General features: G+C 63.4%; 13 protein-coding genes and 1 pseudogene. 9 read left to right on the top strand and 5 right to left on the bottom strand.

Annotation, left to right across the window (positions count from 1 at the left end):
• Positions 1-41 precede the first annotated feature (41 nt).
• Positions 42-443 carry a MerR family transcriptional regulator gene (locus BM222_RS16780; protein ID WP_092229389.1) on the top strand — a complete coding sequence of 134 codons (402 nt, stop codon included), beginning with the start codon at positions 42-44 and terminating at the stop codon, positions 441-443.
• Between the two features lie 25 nt (positions 444-468).
• Here the strand turns inward: BM222_RS16780 and BM222_RS43345 are convergent.
• The 3 genes and pseudogenes from BM222_RS43345 to BM222_RS16765 form a co-directional block, all read right to left on the bottom strand.
• Positions 469-600 (bottom strand): annotated as a pseudogene (locus BM222_RS43345) (Cj0069 family protein); the annotation flags it as partial.
• Positions 601-873: 273 nt separating this feature from the next.
• Complete coding sequence (locus tag BM222_RS16770) at positions 874-1,935, bottom strand: HoxN/HupN/NixA family nickel/cobalt transporter (protein ID WP_092229601.1); 1,062 nt, start codon at positions 1,933-1,935, stop codon at positions 874-876.
• A 5-nt stretch (positions 1,936-1,940) separates the two neighbouring features.
• Positions 1,941-2,219: a metal/formaldehyde-sensitive transcriptional repressor gene (locus BM222_RS16765; protein ID WP_092229385.1), complete on the bottom strand. Its 279-nt coding sequence runs from the start codon at positions 2,217-2,219 to the stop codon at positions 1,941-1,943.
• Positions 2,220-2,623: 404 nt separating this feature from the next.
• Here BM222_RS16765 and ilvD point away from each other — a divergent pair, with 404 nt between their 5' ends.
• Together ilvD and BM222_RS16755 are read left to right on the top strand one after the other, a co-directional pair.
• Positions 2,624-4,360: a dihydroxy-acid dehydratase gene (gene ilvD, locus BM222_RS16760; protein WP_092229383.1), complete on the top strand. Its 1,737-nt coding sequence runs from the start codon at positions 2,624-2,626 to the stop codon at positions 4,358-4,360.
• The gene (locus tag BM222_RS16755; RefSeq protein ID WP_092229381.1) at positions 4,347-5,171 is read left to right on the top strand and encodes a tetratricopeptide repeat protein; all 825 of its coding nucleotides are present in this window, start codon (positions 4,347-4,349) and stop codon (positions 5,169-5,171) included. Before ilvD ends, BM222_RS16755 begins: the two co-directional genes overlap by 14 nt.
• A 125-nt stretch (positions 5,172-5,296) precedes the next feature.
• Here the strand turns inward: BM222_RS16755 and xth are convergent, their stop codons facing one another.
• Positions 5,297-6,094, bottom strand: coding sequence for an exodeoxyribonuclease III (gene xth / locus BM222_RS16750; protein WP_177243267.1), 798 nt, complete (start codon positions 6,092-6,094; stop codon positions 5,297-5,299).
• A gap of 135 nt (positions 6,095-6,229) precedes the next feature.
• On the opposite strand from xth, the gene BM222_RS16745 reads away from it, so the two are divergent.
• The gene (locus tag BM222_RS16745) at positions 6,230-8,560 is read left to right on the top strand and encodes a hybrid sensor histidine kinase/response regulator (RefSeq protein WP_092229377.1); all 2,331 of its coding nucleotides are present in this window, start codon (positions 6,230-6,232) and stop codon (positions 8,558-8,560) included.
• Positions 8,561-8,690: 130 nt separating this feature from the next.
• On the opposite strand, the gene BM222_RS16740 is transcribed toward BM222_RS16745, so the two are convergent.
• A complete protein-coding gene (locus BM222_RS16740; protein ID WP_092229374.1) occupies positions 8,691-9,164 on the bottom strand; it encodes an Lrp/AsnC family transcriptional regulator in 474 nt (157 codons plus the stop codon).
• Positions 9,165-9,292: 128 nt separating this feature from the next.
• Here BM222_RS16740 and BM222_RS16735 point away from each other — a divergent pair, with 128 nt between their 5' ends.
• The 5 genes from BM222_RS16735 to BM222_RS16715 all read left to right on the top strand — a co-directional run bounded on the left by BM222_RS16735 (position 9,293) and on the right by BM222_RS16715 (position 16,104).
• Positions 9,293-9,526, top strand: a complete 234-nt coding sequence (locus tag BM222_RS16735; protein WP_092229372.1) for a DUF6356 family protein — start codon at positions 9,293-9,295, stop codon at positions 9,524-9,526.
• A gap of 30 nt (positions 9,527-9,556) precedes the next feature.
• Positions 9,557-10,333 carry a class II glutamine amidotransferase gene (locus tag BM222_RS16730; RefSeq protein WP_092229368.1) on the top strand — a complete coding sequence of 259 codons (777 nt, stop codon included), beginning with the start codon at positions 9,557-9,559 and terminating at the stop codon, positions 10,331-10,333.
• 168 nt (positions 10,334-10,501) lie between these two features.
• Positions 10,502-10,723, top strand: coding sequence for a DUF3311 domain-containing protein (locus tag BM222_RS16725; RefSeq protein WP_092229599.1), 222 nt, complete (start codon positions 10,502-10,504; stop codon positions 10,721-10,723).
• Positions 10,724-10,786: 63 nt separating this feature from the next.
• A complete protein-coding gene (gene mctP / locus BM222_RS16720; protein ID WP_092229366.1) occupies positions 10,787-12,340 on the top strand; it encodes a monocarboxylate uptake permease MctP in 1,554 nt (517 codons plus the stop codon).
• A gap of 503 nt (positions 12,341-12,843) precedes the next feature.
• Complete coding sequence (locus tag BM222_RS16715; RefSeq protein WP_092229364.1) at positions 12,844-16,104, top strand: adenylate/guanylate cyclase domain-containing protein; 3,261 nt, start codon at positions 12,844-12,846, stop codon at positions 16,102-16,104.
• Positions 16,105-16,242: the final 138 nt, after the last annotated feature.

Below are 16,242 nucleotides of genomic sequence, written 5' to 3'. Positions count from 1 at the left end.
CCTCAAGCCACTTGAGGTTCAAGCGAAAAGTGAGAGCTTCCATGAGAATTGGCGTGCTCGCCAAAGCCACCGGCGTTTCGGTTCCCACCATCCGCTACTACGAGAGCATCGGACTGCTCACGCCGCCGGCGCGGCAGGGCGGCCAGCGCGTCTACGGCAGCGAAGACGTCAAGGTGCTCAGCCTGATCCGGCATTGCCGCGATCTCGACTTTTCGCTCGACGCTATCAGCGACATACTCGCCTCAGTGCAGCGGCGCTTGCCCTGTAGCGACACCAAGGTTTTTGCCGAGCAGCACCTCCGCTCGATCAGAAAGAAGATCGCGGAGCTGCGTACGCTGGAGACGACAGTGGCGGGGCTGGTCAGCGGCTGCGAGACGACATGCTGTGGCAGCACCGCGCCGGACTGCGTGATCCTGCAGCCCAGCCAGGCGTGTTGCGGTTGAATGCGACCCGCTTGCTTTGCAGCAACTACGGCCTCGCACCCACCAGCCCCTCGCGCACCGTTCGCGCGATCGCCGCCGGCGCCTCATCGGGGATCGCGAAGCACGAGCTCGCATTGATCTCGCAGAGAACGTAGCTGTCGGCGCCATCGGCATCGCGTAGATCGCCGGTTGCGCCGCGATGCCGGCGGCGGCGAGGGCGTCGAAGACGCGAACGAAGCGGCTGTTCTGTGCGGTTGTGTTGCGGCGCGCCTCGGCATCGCCCCGCGAAACAATGGCTACGGAATATCGGCGAGAGGATTTTGTGTCCATGCGCAAGCTCCACGAAGTGCGTGCTGCGCAGACTTGGACCGAAGTCTCACGAGGAGTCTGCCTTGTCCCCTCGGCCGCATTCTATGTGGGATCCCGAGGACACCGCAAGACGTCGGGACACTCAAACCATCAGCTCGTGCAATCCGGTCCAGCCGGTGTAGAGACCGACGAACACGATCAGCGCCGCCGAGACGTAGGGCGCGCGATGGGCGTAGCGGCTGAAGCCGCTCCAATGGCGTTCGACGTGGCGCAGGCTGAGCGCCGCCAGAACGCCTGCCGACACCATCGTGATCGCGAGCCCGATGCCGAAGGACAGCACCAGGACAAAGCCAAGGCTGAACTGTTTCAGCTGGATGCAGAGCAGCAGCACGGTGATCGCGGCGGGACAGGGGATCAGCCCGCCCGTGAGACCGAACAGGACGATCTGTGTCGTCGTCACGTTGCGCCCGGCAAAGCGCTTGCGGATGTCGGCGGCGTGGGCGCGGGCGTGCGCGTCGTCCTCGTCGCCGAGATTCATGTGGTCGCGATCGTGCTCTTCGAACAGGCGCTCGGTGGCGTCGCCTGCAAGCGCAATGCGCGCCTTGAACGCATGCGGCTCGGGGATCTCTTCGACGCTTTGGAGGTATCCGTCGCGCGCAGCGAACGCGAATGTCTGCTCCGCGCCATCCTCGCGGATGGTGGTCACCGTGATCTCATCGGCGGAGGGAAGCGTACCGTTCTCGCTCCTGATACGCCAGCGCGGCGGCACGCCGTCTTCGAACACCTCCAGCAGGAGCGAGGCTCCCGCGAGCGAGATGGATTGCGGTTCGTCGTGGTGATGATGATCGTGGTCGTGGTTCTGCTCGCGCCAGGTGCGCCAGATCATCCAGCCGGCGATGCCGATGATGATGGCGGCGGACGCCAGTTGCAGCCAGGCTTCGCTGCGTTCCCCTGATAATTCCCGGCCGAAATACAACCCGGCGAGCGCAACCGCCCAGACGATCGCCGTATGCGAGATGGTCGCCGACAGGCCGAGCAGCGCAGCCTGAAGCACCGTGCCCCTCACGGCGATGATGAACGCGGCCATCATCGTCTTGGAATGGCCGGGCTCGAGACCGTGCAGCGCGCCAAGCAGGATGGCGCTGGGCACGAACAGCCAAGCATGTGCGCTGCTCTGCTGGAGCAGAGAGGACAGGTCGGTCATGGCGTTCACTTCAAATAGGTTCGAACGACGTCGATGAGGTCGGCAGCGCCCTTGGCCTTCTCCGGATCCTTCTCGTGCGCGGGATCCACGACATGATGGCGAATGTGATCTTCCAGCAGTTCGGTGGTCAGGCCACTGATCGCGCCTTTCACCGATGCCACCAGCATCAGGACGTCGGCGCAGCCGATCTCCGACTCGAGCGCGCGCTCGACGGCTTCGAGCTGACCTTTGATGCGCCTGACGCGGCCGATGAGCTTCGACTTGTGCTGGATCGTGTGGGACATGCCGATAAGATAGGGGGGTACCCTATAACTGTCAAACCCACCGGTCGTGCGCGCCCGCGCCGACAATCACGATCCGAGCGCCGTCGCCGCAAAAATTGCACGCGTCTCATGTCTTGAAATCCGAGGTTGTGGGCTTTCACCTCTGCGAGGTATCGCAGTAGGAATTCCCGTGTCTTCCCGGTAACGATTGTGCTTCCCGTGCAACATTCCTGTGGGATTTCACCGGCGTCGCCCGGTCGTTCGCATCAGCGCCGCTTTTTGGCCACACCCGAACATGAATAAAATCACTCTAATGTTTCGGGGCTGGGCTGGCCCCTTGCAGGCGGCGAAAAAATCCCAAGGTCGATTCAAATCTCGGCGCTGATTTTTCGGGTCTGAAAGGGTTAGCCAAGGAAACTGGTGCGATGGACGCCAAGGCCAATACCAAGACCAACATCAAGCAGAGGCTGCCGAGCCGTCACGTGACGGAAGGTCCTGCGCGCGCGCCCCACCGGTCCTACTTCTACGCCATGGGTCTGACCACCGAGCAGATCCACCAGCCGTTCGTCGGCGTCGCCTCGTGCTGGAACGAGGCCGCGCCCTGCAACATCTCGCTGATGCGCCAGGCACAGGCGGTGAAGAAGGGCGTTGCCTCCGCCGGCGGTACGCCACGGGAATTCTGCACCATCACCGTCACCGACGGCATCGCGATGGGCCATGACGGCATGCGCTCGTCGCTGCCCTCGCGCGAATGCATCGCCGACTCCGTCGAACTGACCGTTCGCGGCCACGCCTATGACGCCCTGGTTGGGCTCGCCGGCTGCGACAAGTCGCTGCCGGGCATGATGATGGCGATGGTCCGTCTCAACGTGCCTTCGATCTTCATCTACGGCGGCTCGATCCTCCCCGGCAGTTTCCGCGGGCAGCAGGTCACCGTGCAGGACATGTTCGAGGCCGTCGGCAAGCACTCGGTCGGCGCCATGTCGGACGAGGACCTCGACGAGATCGAGCGCGTGGCGTGCCCCTCGGCGGGCGCCTGCGGCGCGCAGTTCACGGCCAACACGATGGCGACCGTCTCGGAGGCCATCGGCCTTGCGTTGCCTTACTCCGCCGGTGCCCCGGCACCCTATGAAATCCGCGACGCATTCTGCATGACTGCGGGCGAGAAGGTGATGGAGTTGATCGCGTCCAATCTCCGGCCGCGCGACATCGTCACCCGCAAGGCGCTGGAGAACGCGGCTGCCGTGGTTGCGGCCTCAGGCGGCTCGACCAATGCTGCGCTGCACCTGCCGGCGATCGCCCACGAAGCCGGCATTAAGTTCGACTTATTCGACGTCGCCGAAATCTTCAAAAAGACACCATATGTCGCGGATTTGAAGCCCGGCGGCCGTTATGTCGCCAAAGACATGTTTGAAGTTGGCGGCATCCCGCTTCTGATGAAGACGCTGCTCGACAACGGATTTCTCCACGGCGACTGCATTACGGTCACCGGTCGAACGATCGCCGAAAACCTCAAAAGCGTGAAGTGGAATCCGCACCAGGACGTGGTGCACCCGGCAGATAAGCCCATCACCGTCACGGGCGGTGTGGTCGGTCTGAAGGGCAATTTGGCGCCAGAAGGTGCGATCGTGAAAGTCGCGGGCATGTCCAACCTCAAGTTTACCGGTCCGGCCAGGTGCTTCGACCGGGAGGAGGACGCGTTCGAGGCAGTCCAGAACCGTACCTACCGGGAAGGCGAAGTCATCGTGATCCGCTACGAGGGCCCCAAGGGCGGCCCCGGCATGCGGGAGATGCTCCAGACCACCGCGGCGCTGACCGGGCAGGGCATGGGCGGCAAGATCGCGCTCATCACCGACGGCCGCTTCTCCGGCGCCACGCGCGGCTTCTGTATCGGCCATGTCGGGCCCGAGGCGGCGATCGGCGGCCCGATCGCTTTGTTGCAGGATGGCGACATCATCGAGATCGACGCCGTTGCCGGTATCCTTAACGTAAATTTGAGCGACGCTGAGCTGGCTCAGCGCAAAACCAAATGGAGCCCCCGCGCGACTAACCATACGTCGGGTGCGCTCTGGAAATATGCCCAGCAGGTTGGACCAGCGGTCGATGGGGCAGTAACCCATCCAGGCGGCGCGCACGAGAAACAGTGCTATGCGGACATCTAGGCGTGCCATAGTTGCGTTTGTGTTGGGGGCTATCGCGCTGGCCGCGCCGGCGCTCGCCTTCGACGGCGCGCCGGTCAATCCGAAAGATGCGACCATCCCCGTGGTGACCAGTTTGCCCGGGTCCGCAGGAGCTGTGCGCAAAGCCGTGCCGCCGGTCGCGACCCCGGAAAGCTCGCTCAGCGCCCTGCAATATGCCGCCGAGGGCGGTCACCCCATTGCGCAGTGGAAGCTCGGCCGCATGTACGCCAGCGGCGACGGCGTGGCCCAGGACGACGTGCGTGCTTTCGACTATTTCACCCGGATCGCAAATGCGCATGCCGAGGACAGCCCCTCGGCGCCGCAGGCGCAGGTGGTGGCCAATGCCTTCGTGGCGCTTGGCCGCTATTATCTGAGCGGGATCCCGAACTCGAAGGTCAAGGCCGATCCTGACAGGGCGCGGGAGATGTTCTCCTATGCCGCCTCCTATTTCGGCAACGCGGATGCCCAATACGATCTCGCCCGGCTGTATCTGAAGACGCCGGACGCCTCGCGCGAGGATTTCCGCTACGGCGCGCGCTGGCTCGGCCTTGCCGCCCAGAAGGGTCAGCACGAGGCGCAGGCGCTGCTTGGCCAGATGCTGTTCAACGGCGACCGTCTGCCGCGGCAGGCCGCGCGCGGCCTGATGTGGCTGACGCTCGCGCGTGACAGCGCCGGCGCCGACGAGATCTGGATCAAGGAAAACTACAACCGCGCCTTCGCCAGGGCGTCGAACGACGACCGCGCCATGTGCCTGCAAATGCTGGAGCAATGGGTGCAGGGCCGCCGCGAATAATAACATTGCGCTGTCATTCCGGGGCGATGCGAAGCATCGAGCCCGGAATCCCGAGATTCCCCGGTGCGCAATTGCGCACCTGAGGTTCGGCTCTTCGAGCCGCCCGGGAATGACGACGCTGATGGCTACGCCGCCTCCAGATCCAGATCCGCCCAGACCGGCACGTGGTCGGACGGCTTCTCCCAGGCCCGCACATAGCTGTCGATGCCGACATTGGCGAGCCGGTCGCTGGCCTGCGGCGACAGCAAGAGATGGTCGATGCGCAGGCCATGGTTCTTCTGCCAGGCGCCGGCCTGGTAATCCCAGAAGGTGTAGAGCCCGCCCTCGTCGGTGACGGCTCTTAAGGCATCGGTCAGGCCGAGGCCGAGCAGCGACTGAAAGCTCTCCCGTGTCTCGGCCTTGAACAGGGCGTCCTCGGTCCAGGCGGCGGGATTGTGGACGTCGCGGGCGTGCGGAATGACGTTGAAGTCGCCTGCGAGGATCAGCGGCTCCTCGGTCTGAAGACGCTCCTTCGAATACTCAAGAAGCCGCGACATCCATTTGAGCTTGTAGGGATATTTCTCTGTCCCGACCGGATTGCCGTTGGGCAGATAGAGACAGGCGATGCGCAGCACGCCAGACTTGAGCGTCACCACGCCCTCGAGGAAGCGGGCATGCGCATCCTCGTCGTCGCCTGCGAGGCCCGATTTGGTCTCGTCGAATTTGAGCTTGGAGAGCAGGGCGACGCCGTTGAACGTCTTCTGCCCGTGCGTCACCACGTTGTAGCCAAGCGCCTCGATCTCCAGCCGCGGGAAGGCCTCGTCCACGCATTTGATCTCCTGCAGGCAGACGATGTCGGGCTGACACTCCCTCAACCAGGTCAGGAGGAGATCAATCCGCTGCCGGACCGAATTCACGTTCCAGGTGGCAACTCTGATGGGCATGTCGGCGGGCTCCGGACCAAGGGGCATGGTTAGAACAAACCGCCAACGCCCCCGTCAAGAACGCCGCAAAATCTCCCACAAAATTAACCCGGCTTAAGCCGGCCGCAGTCATGGATACCGAAAAGGTTCCTTGGAATGGGATGGCGGGACAAATCCACAGCATCGACCGAGCCGCGCGACGGGCTGATCAGCGCGTTCCTGTACTGGCTCGGCGGCTTCGAGATCGAGGACGGGCTGACCGCCGATCTCAGCGAGCGGGAGCTGCGCCGCATCCGCGCCAAGCAGATCGACGCGGTGACGCGGGCCATCCCGGTGACGATGGCCGCCACCATGCTCAACGTCGCCATCGTGCTGATCCTGTTCTGGGGTCGCGGCTGGAACGGCTTCCTCGCGATCTGGGGCATGACGCTTGCCGTCACCGCCTCGCTCGCAGTGCGGGCGTGGCGCCGCTCGCATCGCAGCCCGCCGCAGGAGGCCTCGGCGCGCGCCGCGCGGCAGACGATGCGACAGGCGTTCTTCCTTGCCGCGATCTGGGGCGCGCTGCCCCTGGCACTGTTCAGCCTGATAGAGCCGGCCAGCCAGCTCATCCTGGCCTGCCTGATGGTCGGCATGATGTCCGGCGGCGCCTTCACGCTATCGACCTTTCCGCGCGCCGGCCTCGTCTATCTCGCCACAATGACCATCGCCTGCGCGGGCGCGCTCTTGCTATGCGGCACCGGGCCCTATCTGGCGACGGCGGTGTTCCTGCTGATGTTCGCCTTCTTCATGGCACGCAACATCGTCTCGCAGGGCAATCTGTTCCTCGGCAATCTCAAGGCGCAGCTCGAGCTCGAGCGGCAGACCGAGATCATCTCGCTGCTGCTGAAGGATTTTCAGGAGAACGCCAGCGACTGGCTGTGGCAGACCGACGCCGAAGGGCATCTGAGCGACGTGCCGCAACGGTTCGCCGACGTCGCGCAACTGCCGCTTCCGCTGCTGAAGGGATCGCACTTCGCCGACGTGCTCGACATGCTCTGCCCCGAGGACAAGGCGGCCGCCTCCAACGTTGTCGGCCTGATGGAGCACGCCGAGCCGCTGCATGAGATGAACCTCAAGGTCGTCGCCGGCGGCGAGGCGCGGCTGTGGTCGCTGACCGCGAAGCCCGCCTACGACCGCGGCGGGCAGTTTTTGGGCTATCGCGGCTTCGGCCGCGACGTCACCGAGCGCTGGCGCGCGGAAAAGGCCGAGGCCGAGAGCCGGGCGAAATCAGATTTCCTCGCAGTGATGAGCCACGAGATCCGCACGCCCATGAACGGCGTGCTCGGTCTCGCCAGCATGCTGCTGGAAACGAACCTCGATGCGGAGCAGCGCGAGGCCGTCACCACGATCCGCGAATCCGGCGACAACCTCCAGCGCATCCTCAACGACATTCTCGATCTCTCCAAGCTCGAGGCTGGGCGCTTCCAGTTCGAAGCTATCGACTTCGCGCCGCAGACGCTGGTCGAGGCAATCGCCAATGTCGCGCGGGCGAGTGCCAAGAGCAAAGGCATCAGCGTCAAGGTCGAGCTCGATCCGAACCTGCCGCCGACGCTGCGCGGCGACGTCGCGCGCATCCGTCAGGTGCTGCTCAATCTCGCTTCCAATGCGGTGAAGTTCACGGACGCGGGCGAGGTAACGATCAAGGCGATGTGCCAGGCGCGCCGCGATCTCCTCGCGACCGTCGAATGGAGTGTGACCGACAGCGGCATCGGTATCGCGCCCGACAAGCTGGGGCAGCTGTTCAGCGACTTCGCCCAGGCCGATGCCTCGATCAGCCGCAGCTTCGGCGGCACCGGTCTCGGTCTTGCGATCTCAAGGCGCATCATTGAGCAGATGGGTGGCACCATCGCCGTCACCTCGACGCCGGGTGAGGGGTCGACCTTCCGCTTCACGCTGGTGCTGCCGTGGAGCCAGGCGCAGCCATCCGATCAGGACGCGGGCCGCGAGGAAGCCGACGATCTCAGGACGCGCATTGCCGGCCTCGACCGGCCGCTGAAGGTGCTGGTCGCCGAGGACGACGCGGTCAACCGCATGGTCGTGAGCAAGATGATCGGTGCCTTCGACGTCGACTTGCGTGTCGTCACCGACGGCGTCGAGGCCGTCGCGGCCGTCGCCGACGGTGATTACGACGTCGTGCTGATGGACGTACGCATGCCCGAGATGGATGGGCTCGCCGCGACGCGGGCAATCCGTGCAGAGGGCGGACGCTTCAACGCCTTGCCGATCATCGCGCTGACCGCCAACGCCTTCCCCGACGACGCCAGGATCTGCCGCGAGGCCGGCATGTCGGACTTTCTGGCCAAACCGCTACGCAAGCCGGCGCTGGTCGCCGCGCTCCTGCGCGCGCTGGACGGCCACGTCATGACGGAGGAGGCGCCGCTCCAGCCTGAGCTGTCGTCTGATGAGGTGGAGTGGACGGACGAGGAAAGGCAGATCACGGGGGCCTAAACTGGCGCCGTCACGGTTTTGCGTAGACTCGCGCGGCAATCGCTTTCAGGTGAACCGGACTCCGCAGGCGGTTTGATGGCGCGAACCGGATCGATCGTGTGCATGAGACCCCCAGCCGGATGCCACGACTTTACCCGCGCCGCTCCGGCGTATAGTCGAGCGGCAGCACCGTCGTCGCCTTGATCTCCTGCATGACGAATGACGAGGATACGTCCGCGAGCGTGATCCTCCCGATCAGGCGCTGGTAGAGGCGGTCATAGGCGGCAACGTCAGGGATGACGGCCTGCAGCAGGTAATCGACATCGCCGGTCATGCGGTAGACGCCGATGATCTCGGGAATGTCGCGCACGGCATTCGAAAACTGCGCGAGCCAGCTCGCGCTGTGCTCGGTGGTGCGCAGCGCGATGAACGCGGTCAGGCCGACGTTGATACGGCTTGCATCGAGCAGCGTCACGCGGCCCTTGATGATGCCGTCATCTTCCAGCCGCTTGATGCGGCGCCAGCAGGCATTGCGGGAAAGCCCCGCCCGCTCGCTGAGCTCGTCCAGCGACAGGGCTGCGTCATGCTGGATCAGGTTGAGGAGTTTGCGATCTGTTTCATCCATTATCCCAATAGTACGTTAGATTGTCGTCCAAATTCAACCAAAAGACGGCAAATAGCGTGATGTTTGGGACATCTTCTTGGCTCGAATCCACTAGGGATCGAAGGCGCAACCGCGCCCTGGAGTCCCGCATGCAAACCACCCTGCACCGGCTATTTCTGTCCCATCCTGAAAGCGTCGATGAGTCCTATGGCGAGCATTTCCTGGTCGCGTCCGGCTTCGCGGCGCGCCTGTTCGGCGCCGCATTGGCGGCGCTGGTGCACGCCCTCATCCCCTGCCTGTTCGAGACCACCGCCAGCCGCATGATCCGGCAGATGCACGAGCGCATCGCGCGCCGCGGCCGCACGCTCCAGTCGGCCGAGTAGCCGGTCGCGATCGGGAGCCGGGGAAGCAACATGTGCCGATGGTTGGCCTATCTGGGCACGCCGGTCTTCCTTGAGGACTTCATCGCAAAGCCGTGCCAGAGCCTGATCGCTCAAAGCCGCCATTGCCGCGAGGCCAAGTCCGAGGTCAACGCAGACGGTTTCGGGGTCGGCTGGTACGGCGAACGCGAGCGGCCCGGCCTGTTTCGCGACGTGCGGCCCGCCTGGAGCGACGAGAACCTGCTGTCGATCGCGCACCAGATTCGTTCCTCGCTGTTTCTCGCGCATGTGCGTGCTGCGACCGGCACTGCGACCATCCGCAACAACTGTCATCCCTTCGCGGCGGATCGTTATCTTTTCATGCACAATGGCCAGATCGGCGGCTGGCAACGCGTACGCCGCGCCCTGGAAGCGCATATCCCTGACGACCACTACGCCAGTCGCCACGGCACGACCGACAGCGAAGTGATCTTCCTTCTCCTGCTGGCGTTCGGGTTTGCATCCGATGCCGAGGGCGCGTTCGCTGCGGTTATCGACTTGATCGAGCAGCAGATGGCCGCGAGCGCGGTCAATGAACCGTTGCGGCTCACCGCCGCGATGTCGGACGGCGAGAAGCTCTATGCGATCCGCTATGCCAGCGATCTGCGCCCGCCGACGCTCTACGTCAACACGCGCGGGTCCGGACGCGATGCGCTCATCGTGTCCGAGCCGATCGACGACGCGAATACCGGCTGGGACTCCGTTCCGCCGCAGAGCTTCCTGCGTATCGATCGCGCCGGCATCGCCGTGAGTCCGTTTCGCCGGTCATGAGAGGATCGCAAGCTTGAGCCGCCGATTGCGGCGGCGCTTTTCTTCGCACGATCAAAGAAGTCGGCGAAAGTGGGATGGAACCCGGGAACAGGCGATGCGTTACACCGACGGCGGCGCACCTCGATGAAGGAGGCCTCCATGTCGAATGGCGTCGGTTCGAGACAAGGCATGCGGGAAGCAGCCCCTGGCCGATTGGACGGCGTGCGCGCCGGATGGAGCTGGTGGTACCTGCTCCTGCTCATCCAGTTCATCGCCGTTCTCTGGCCACCGTTTTACAACATGGCCGAACCTGAACTCATCGGCATCCCATTTTTCTACTGGTACCAGCTTCTCTGGGTCATCATTGGAGCCATCCTGACCGCAATCGTATATTTCGCGACGGACGATTAGACCGCGGGCCCTACCGCACAAGAGGGAAGACGACAACGAGGAGGGCCAATCGGGAGGACTGCAGTGCAGGACGTCAACTGGACCGCCTTGATCATCTTCCTGGTGCTGTTTGGCCTGATCACGTGGCTGGGCTTTGCCGCGGCGCGGTGGCGCAAGGGCGACCTCGATCAGTTGCACGAATGGGGACTCGGCGGACGTCGCTTCGGGACAGTCGTCACCTGGTTCCTGATCGGGGGCGACCTTTACACCGCCTATACCTTCATAGCCGTTCCGGCGCTGGCTTTCGGGGCCGGCGCGGTCGCCTTCTTTGCTGTTCCATATACCATCATTGCCTATCCCATTCTCTTCCTGGCTTTCCCGCGGCTTTGGTACGTCTGCCACCGGCACAACTACATCACGGCCGCCGACTTCGTTCGCGGGCGCTTCGGCAACCGCTGGCTCGCGCTGGCGATGGCGGTCACCGGCATCGTCGCGACGTTGCCCTATATTGCGCTTCAGCTCGTCGGGCTTCAGGTCGTGATCGGAGCAATGGGCGTTTCCGGCGAAGGTTACACCGGCGATCTGCCGTTGCTGCTCGCGTTCATCATTCTCGCAGCCTTCACCTATTCGAGCGGATTACGGGCCCCCGCGTCGATTGCCATCGTCAAGGACATCCTGATCTACATCACGGCTTTCGCGGCAATCGTCGCCGTTCCCATCCAGCTTGGCGGCTTTGAGAAGATCTTTGCTGCTGTACCGGCCTCGAAACTGCTGCTGGCTTCGCCCGGCGCCGACACCACCGGCGCGTACGGCGCCTACGCGACGCTGGCGCTCGGATCGGCGCTGGCGCTTTTCCTCTACCCCCATTCGATCACGGGCATCCTGAGCGCCAGCAGCGGACATGCCGTCAGGCGCAACGCGGCCCTTCTGCCGGCCTATTCATTCATGCTTGGCCTGCTTGCGCTGGTCGGCTTCTTCGCAATTGCCGCGGGCGTCGGCTCGCTTCCCGAATATGCGACCGGCTTCAAGCAGTTCGGCAACAATTTCGCGGTGCCGGCCCTGTTCCTGCACAGCTTCCCGTCATGGTTCGTCGGCATTGCCTTTGCGGCCATTGGCATCGGAGCGCTCGTGCCGGCCGCGATCATGTCGATCGCAGCCGCCAATCTCTACACGCGCAACATTCACCGCGAATTCATCAACGGGGCGCCCACCGACAAGCAGGAGGCGCAGATGGCAAAGTGGGTGTCGCTCATCGTCAAGTTCGGCGCGCTGGCCTTCATCGTGTTCGTGCCATCGAAATTTGCGATCTACCTGCAGCTCCTCGGCGGAATCTGGATCATCCAGACGCTCCCTGCCGTGATGCTCGGCGTCTACACGCGCTGGTTCAACGATTGGGCGCTCCTCATCGGATGGGCCGCGGGAATCGTCGCAGGCAGCGCGATGTTCATCGCCGCAAACCTCACTCCGACCTATGCTCTTGCGGTCGGCGGCTTCACCTTTCCCGGTTATTCGGCGCTGTACGCCGTGGTCCTCAACCTCGTTCTGACGCTCGTCCTCACGCCGCTGTTCAATCTGGTCAGCCGCACTTCGGCCGATGAGACGCTCGCGGCCGAATACCGGGCGCCGCTGCGGACTTGAAGAGGCATCGTACGGCTCGGGTTCGGGCGACGACCTAATCAATCAGCTCGTCAAAGATTCTGGAGTAGCCCCAGGTCGGCCCGGGAATCCCTTAGCTGTTGGTTGTCGCTCCCGGTCGTAATGCGCAAGCTCGGTCCCTTGCTCTACTACGTCCGACAGTTTGTCAGCTAAGCCGATGGATTCACTAGCGGACCATGCGTATTTGGGGCCGCTCAGCCACGCGGTTACCCGCGGTCTTGCTCATTCTCTTATCTATTTGAAGAAATTACGTAATTTCATGAGTTGGCAGCGTACAATCGCACAAATGCCCGCCTTGCTGTCCTCGGCAGAGATACACGTTCATGTCAGGTGACGTCTGAGAAGCATTGGATATTCGCCCTGGTCGGTCAGAACGTCCTGAAAGTGCTATGGTTGATCCGGAAGTCGCAGCGTCTTGGGCGATTGAGCATCCGCCTTTGGCCTTGCGGTGAGAGGGCTCACTCTCGCGGGAGGGACCTGACGCCGTGCGGTGTGCCGGTTGCGAACACGAAAATCGGGATGGACGCAAATTCTGTGCGTCATGCGGCTCCGCCTTGCCGGAGCTCTGCGGCGATTGTGGCTTTGCGAACGAGGCTGCGGCGCGTTTTTGCGGGGGATGCGGTCGCGGGCTTGTCGAAATCAATGCCGGCGCAAAGGGGACAGCCCTTGCCGAACCTGAGGGAGATCGCCGTCCGGTTACGGTGTTGTTCTGCGATCTTGTCGGCTATACGCGCCTCTCCTCTGTGCTGGACCCCGAAGAGGTGCATGCTTTGCTGGAGCGCTTTTTTGCGCTCGTCGATGCAACGGTTGACCGCTTCGGAGGAACGATCGACAAGCACATAGGTGACGCGGCAATGGGGCTGTTCGGTGCGCCGCTGGCCCGGGGCAATGATGCCGAGCGGGCGGTCCGCGCCGCTTTGGAGATACAGGCTTCCGTTCCGGCGCTCGCCTCCGGCCTGCCTTCGACCCTCGCCGTTCACATCGGCATTGCGGCTGGCGAGGTCATGGCGAGTTCGGTGGGAAGCCAACATCACCGCCGCTACACCGTGACCGGCGAAGCCGCGAACGTCGCCGCGCGTCTGCTGGACCGGGCAACCGGCGGCGAAACCCTGGTTTCCGATGCAGTCTACCAGGCAACGAACCATGTCGTTATGTACGAAGCTGTGGGTCCGCTGGCGCTGAAGGGTGTCGAAAATCGCATCAAGGCCTGGCGACCAACGGCAATGAGAAGCGCGGCTCCGGACGTCCACGCATTGGTCGGCCGCCGCTCCGAGCTCGGTCAACTCCGGGCGGTGCTGGATGCATGCATCAACGGTTCGTCCGGTACGACCCTGCTGATCAGAGGTGAGGCCGGTATCGGTAAAACGCGGCTCATGGATGAATTGCAATCAGTGGCCGCAAAATCCGGCATGACTTGCACAGCCGGCTTTGTTCTCGACTTCGGCACCGCGCGCGGGCATGGCGCCGTGCGCACCGTGGTTGCCAGTCTTTTGGGACTTGGGGCCAATACGACCGTGGATGTCGCCGAAAGCGCGATCGAAAAACTGCAGCAGGAATCGCAACTGCGTCAGGACGACGCGCTCTATCTGCAGGATTTACTCGAGATACGGCACTCTGACGCGACCCGAAAGCTCTATGAGGCGATGGATTCCGCAGCACGAACCCACGGCAAGGAGCGCGTGGTCACCGCGCTGGTAAAGTCCGCGGCAGACCGCCGGCCACTTCTCATCGCAGTCGAAGACGTGCACTGGGCCGATCCCGATACACTCAGCCTTTTGGCCGCGGTAAGTCGCGCCACCGCGCTGAGTCGGACGGTACTTGTGATGACCTCGCGGCTGGAGGGTGACAAGCTCGATGGTCACTGGCGCAGCATGGCCGGCGAGGGGACGGTGGTTACGATCGATCTCGCTCCGCTATCGCCTGAGGATGCGAGGTCGATCGCGCGGCGTTTCATCGACGTCTCGACATTCGCCGACCAATGCGTCGAGCGGGCGGGCGGCAATCCTCTTTTCCTCGAGCAACTGCTTCGGGGCGCGGGTGACCTGACCGATGGACGTCTCCCTGCGTCGATTCAGAGTGTCGTGCTAGCCCGCACCGATCTGCTTTCCCCCCACGACAGGCGCGCCATCCAGGCAGCGTCAGTGCTCGGCCAGCGCTTCAATCTGCCTCAACTCAGGACGCTGCTGCAGGAGCCGCATTTTGTCTGCGATACGTTGGTGCGGAACGTGCTCTTGCGCCCGACGCGCGACGGGCTGTCGTTTGCCCATGCCCTGGTGCGTGAGGGTGTCTACGGCTCGCTCACCAACGCGCGCAAGCGGGAATTGCACGCTGCCGCTGCGGCGATTTTCGCCGATGATCCGGTATTACGGGCCGAGCACCTGGACCGCGCCGGCGATGCAGCGGCCCCGCGCGCCTATTTTGCTGCGGCAAGAATGCAGGCAAGCCTGTTTCGGCACGATCAGGCCATAAATCTTGCGGCACGCGGCCTTTCCCTTGCCAGTCGAGGGCGTGAAGGATTTGAGCTCGCTATTCTGCTGGGCGATCTTCAGCAGGATGCCGGTCGAGGCACCGAGGCTCTGGACGCCTATCTCAGGGCATTATCCGAATCCGCTGATGAGGCTGACCGGTGCCGCGCTCTGATCGGCTGTGCTGCGTCCAATCGATTGACCGCGCGCCTCGACAACGCCCTTTCTGCGTTGGCCGAGGCTGAACCCCTGGCCAGCTCTCGTGACGACAATCGTGCGCTGGCGGAGATCCACTACATCAGGGGCAATCTGCATTTTGCGCGCGGACAGTTGGTCGAGTGCCGCAGCGAACACGAGTTGGCTCTGCAAGCCGCGCGAGGTGTGGATTCGCCGGAATGGCAAGCCCGTGCCTTGAGCGGTCTCGCGGACGCGCAGTACATGGATTGTCGAATGGCGACGGCGCTTCGTCACTTTGTCGACTGTGTTGATCTCTGCGAAGCACATGGCCTGACCCGGATCGGGGTGCCTAACCGCGTCATGATGGGACATTGTCGGATCTATACCTGCGCGTTTGATCTCGCACTGGAAGATATGCGCACGGCGATGGAGGTCGCCGTGAGGATCGGCAATCGGCATGCAGAGATGTTCGCCATACACTCGATCGGTTTCTGCCTGACCGCGGCGGGCCGGTATTCCGAGGCCGACAAGGTGCAACCCCAGGCGCTGGAACTGGCGCGCACGCTGAAGGCGCGGCGATACGAGGCCGTCATTCTGTGTCATTGCGCGGAGGTTGCATTGGCAAAGGGGCTGAGGGGGGAGGCCTTGGCGCTCGCTCGTCGAGGTCGGGACATATCGGAGGAGACCGGCCCCGGTTTTGTGGGCCCGATCGTTTTAGGTCTCCTTGCCTTACTGGAGGAGCAGCGAAGCGACCAGGAGGCCGCTCTCGGCGCTGCGGAAGGGCTGCTCGAGCGGGGATCCGTCGGCCACAACCATTTTTGGTTTCGACGCTACGGCATCGAAAGAGCCCTGCTGTTGGAGGATTGGAACGAGGTCGACAGGCACGCCGATGCACTGCTTGTTCGCATGGCCGAGGAGCCGCTGATCTACGCGTCCTGGGTGGCCCAACGCGGCAAAATGCTGGCACGTCGCGGCAGGGGCGAAGCAGGCGAGACCGATGAAAGCGCCCTTAATCTAGTTCTAGCGGCTGCGACCGAAATCGACATGCGTATCGATGCGCTCGGCGCATCTCTGCGTCGTGCGACCACCGCGCGACTTTCGTAATTCCGGTGTCCGGGCGTTTGACTCCCGGACAGACGAAAAGGGCGAGGGGCCGGCATGTCACTCTCACAATGTATGATACGCTCGATAATGCCTCCTACTTGAGCGAGGCAATGAACGAGAAGATCGGTATGATCGCAA

The organism is Bradyrhizobium sp. Gha (assembly GCF_900113735.1).
Taxonomy (GTDB): Bacteria; Pseudomonadota; Alphaproteobacteria; order Rhizobiales; family Xanthobacteraceae; genus Bradyrhizobium.
Note: the sequence above shows the minus strand (reverse complement) of the source record. Positions and strands in the feature narration are given on the sequence as shown.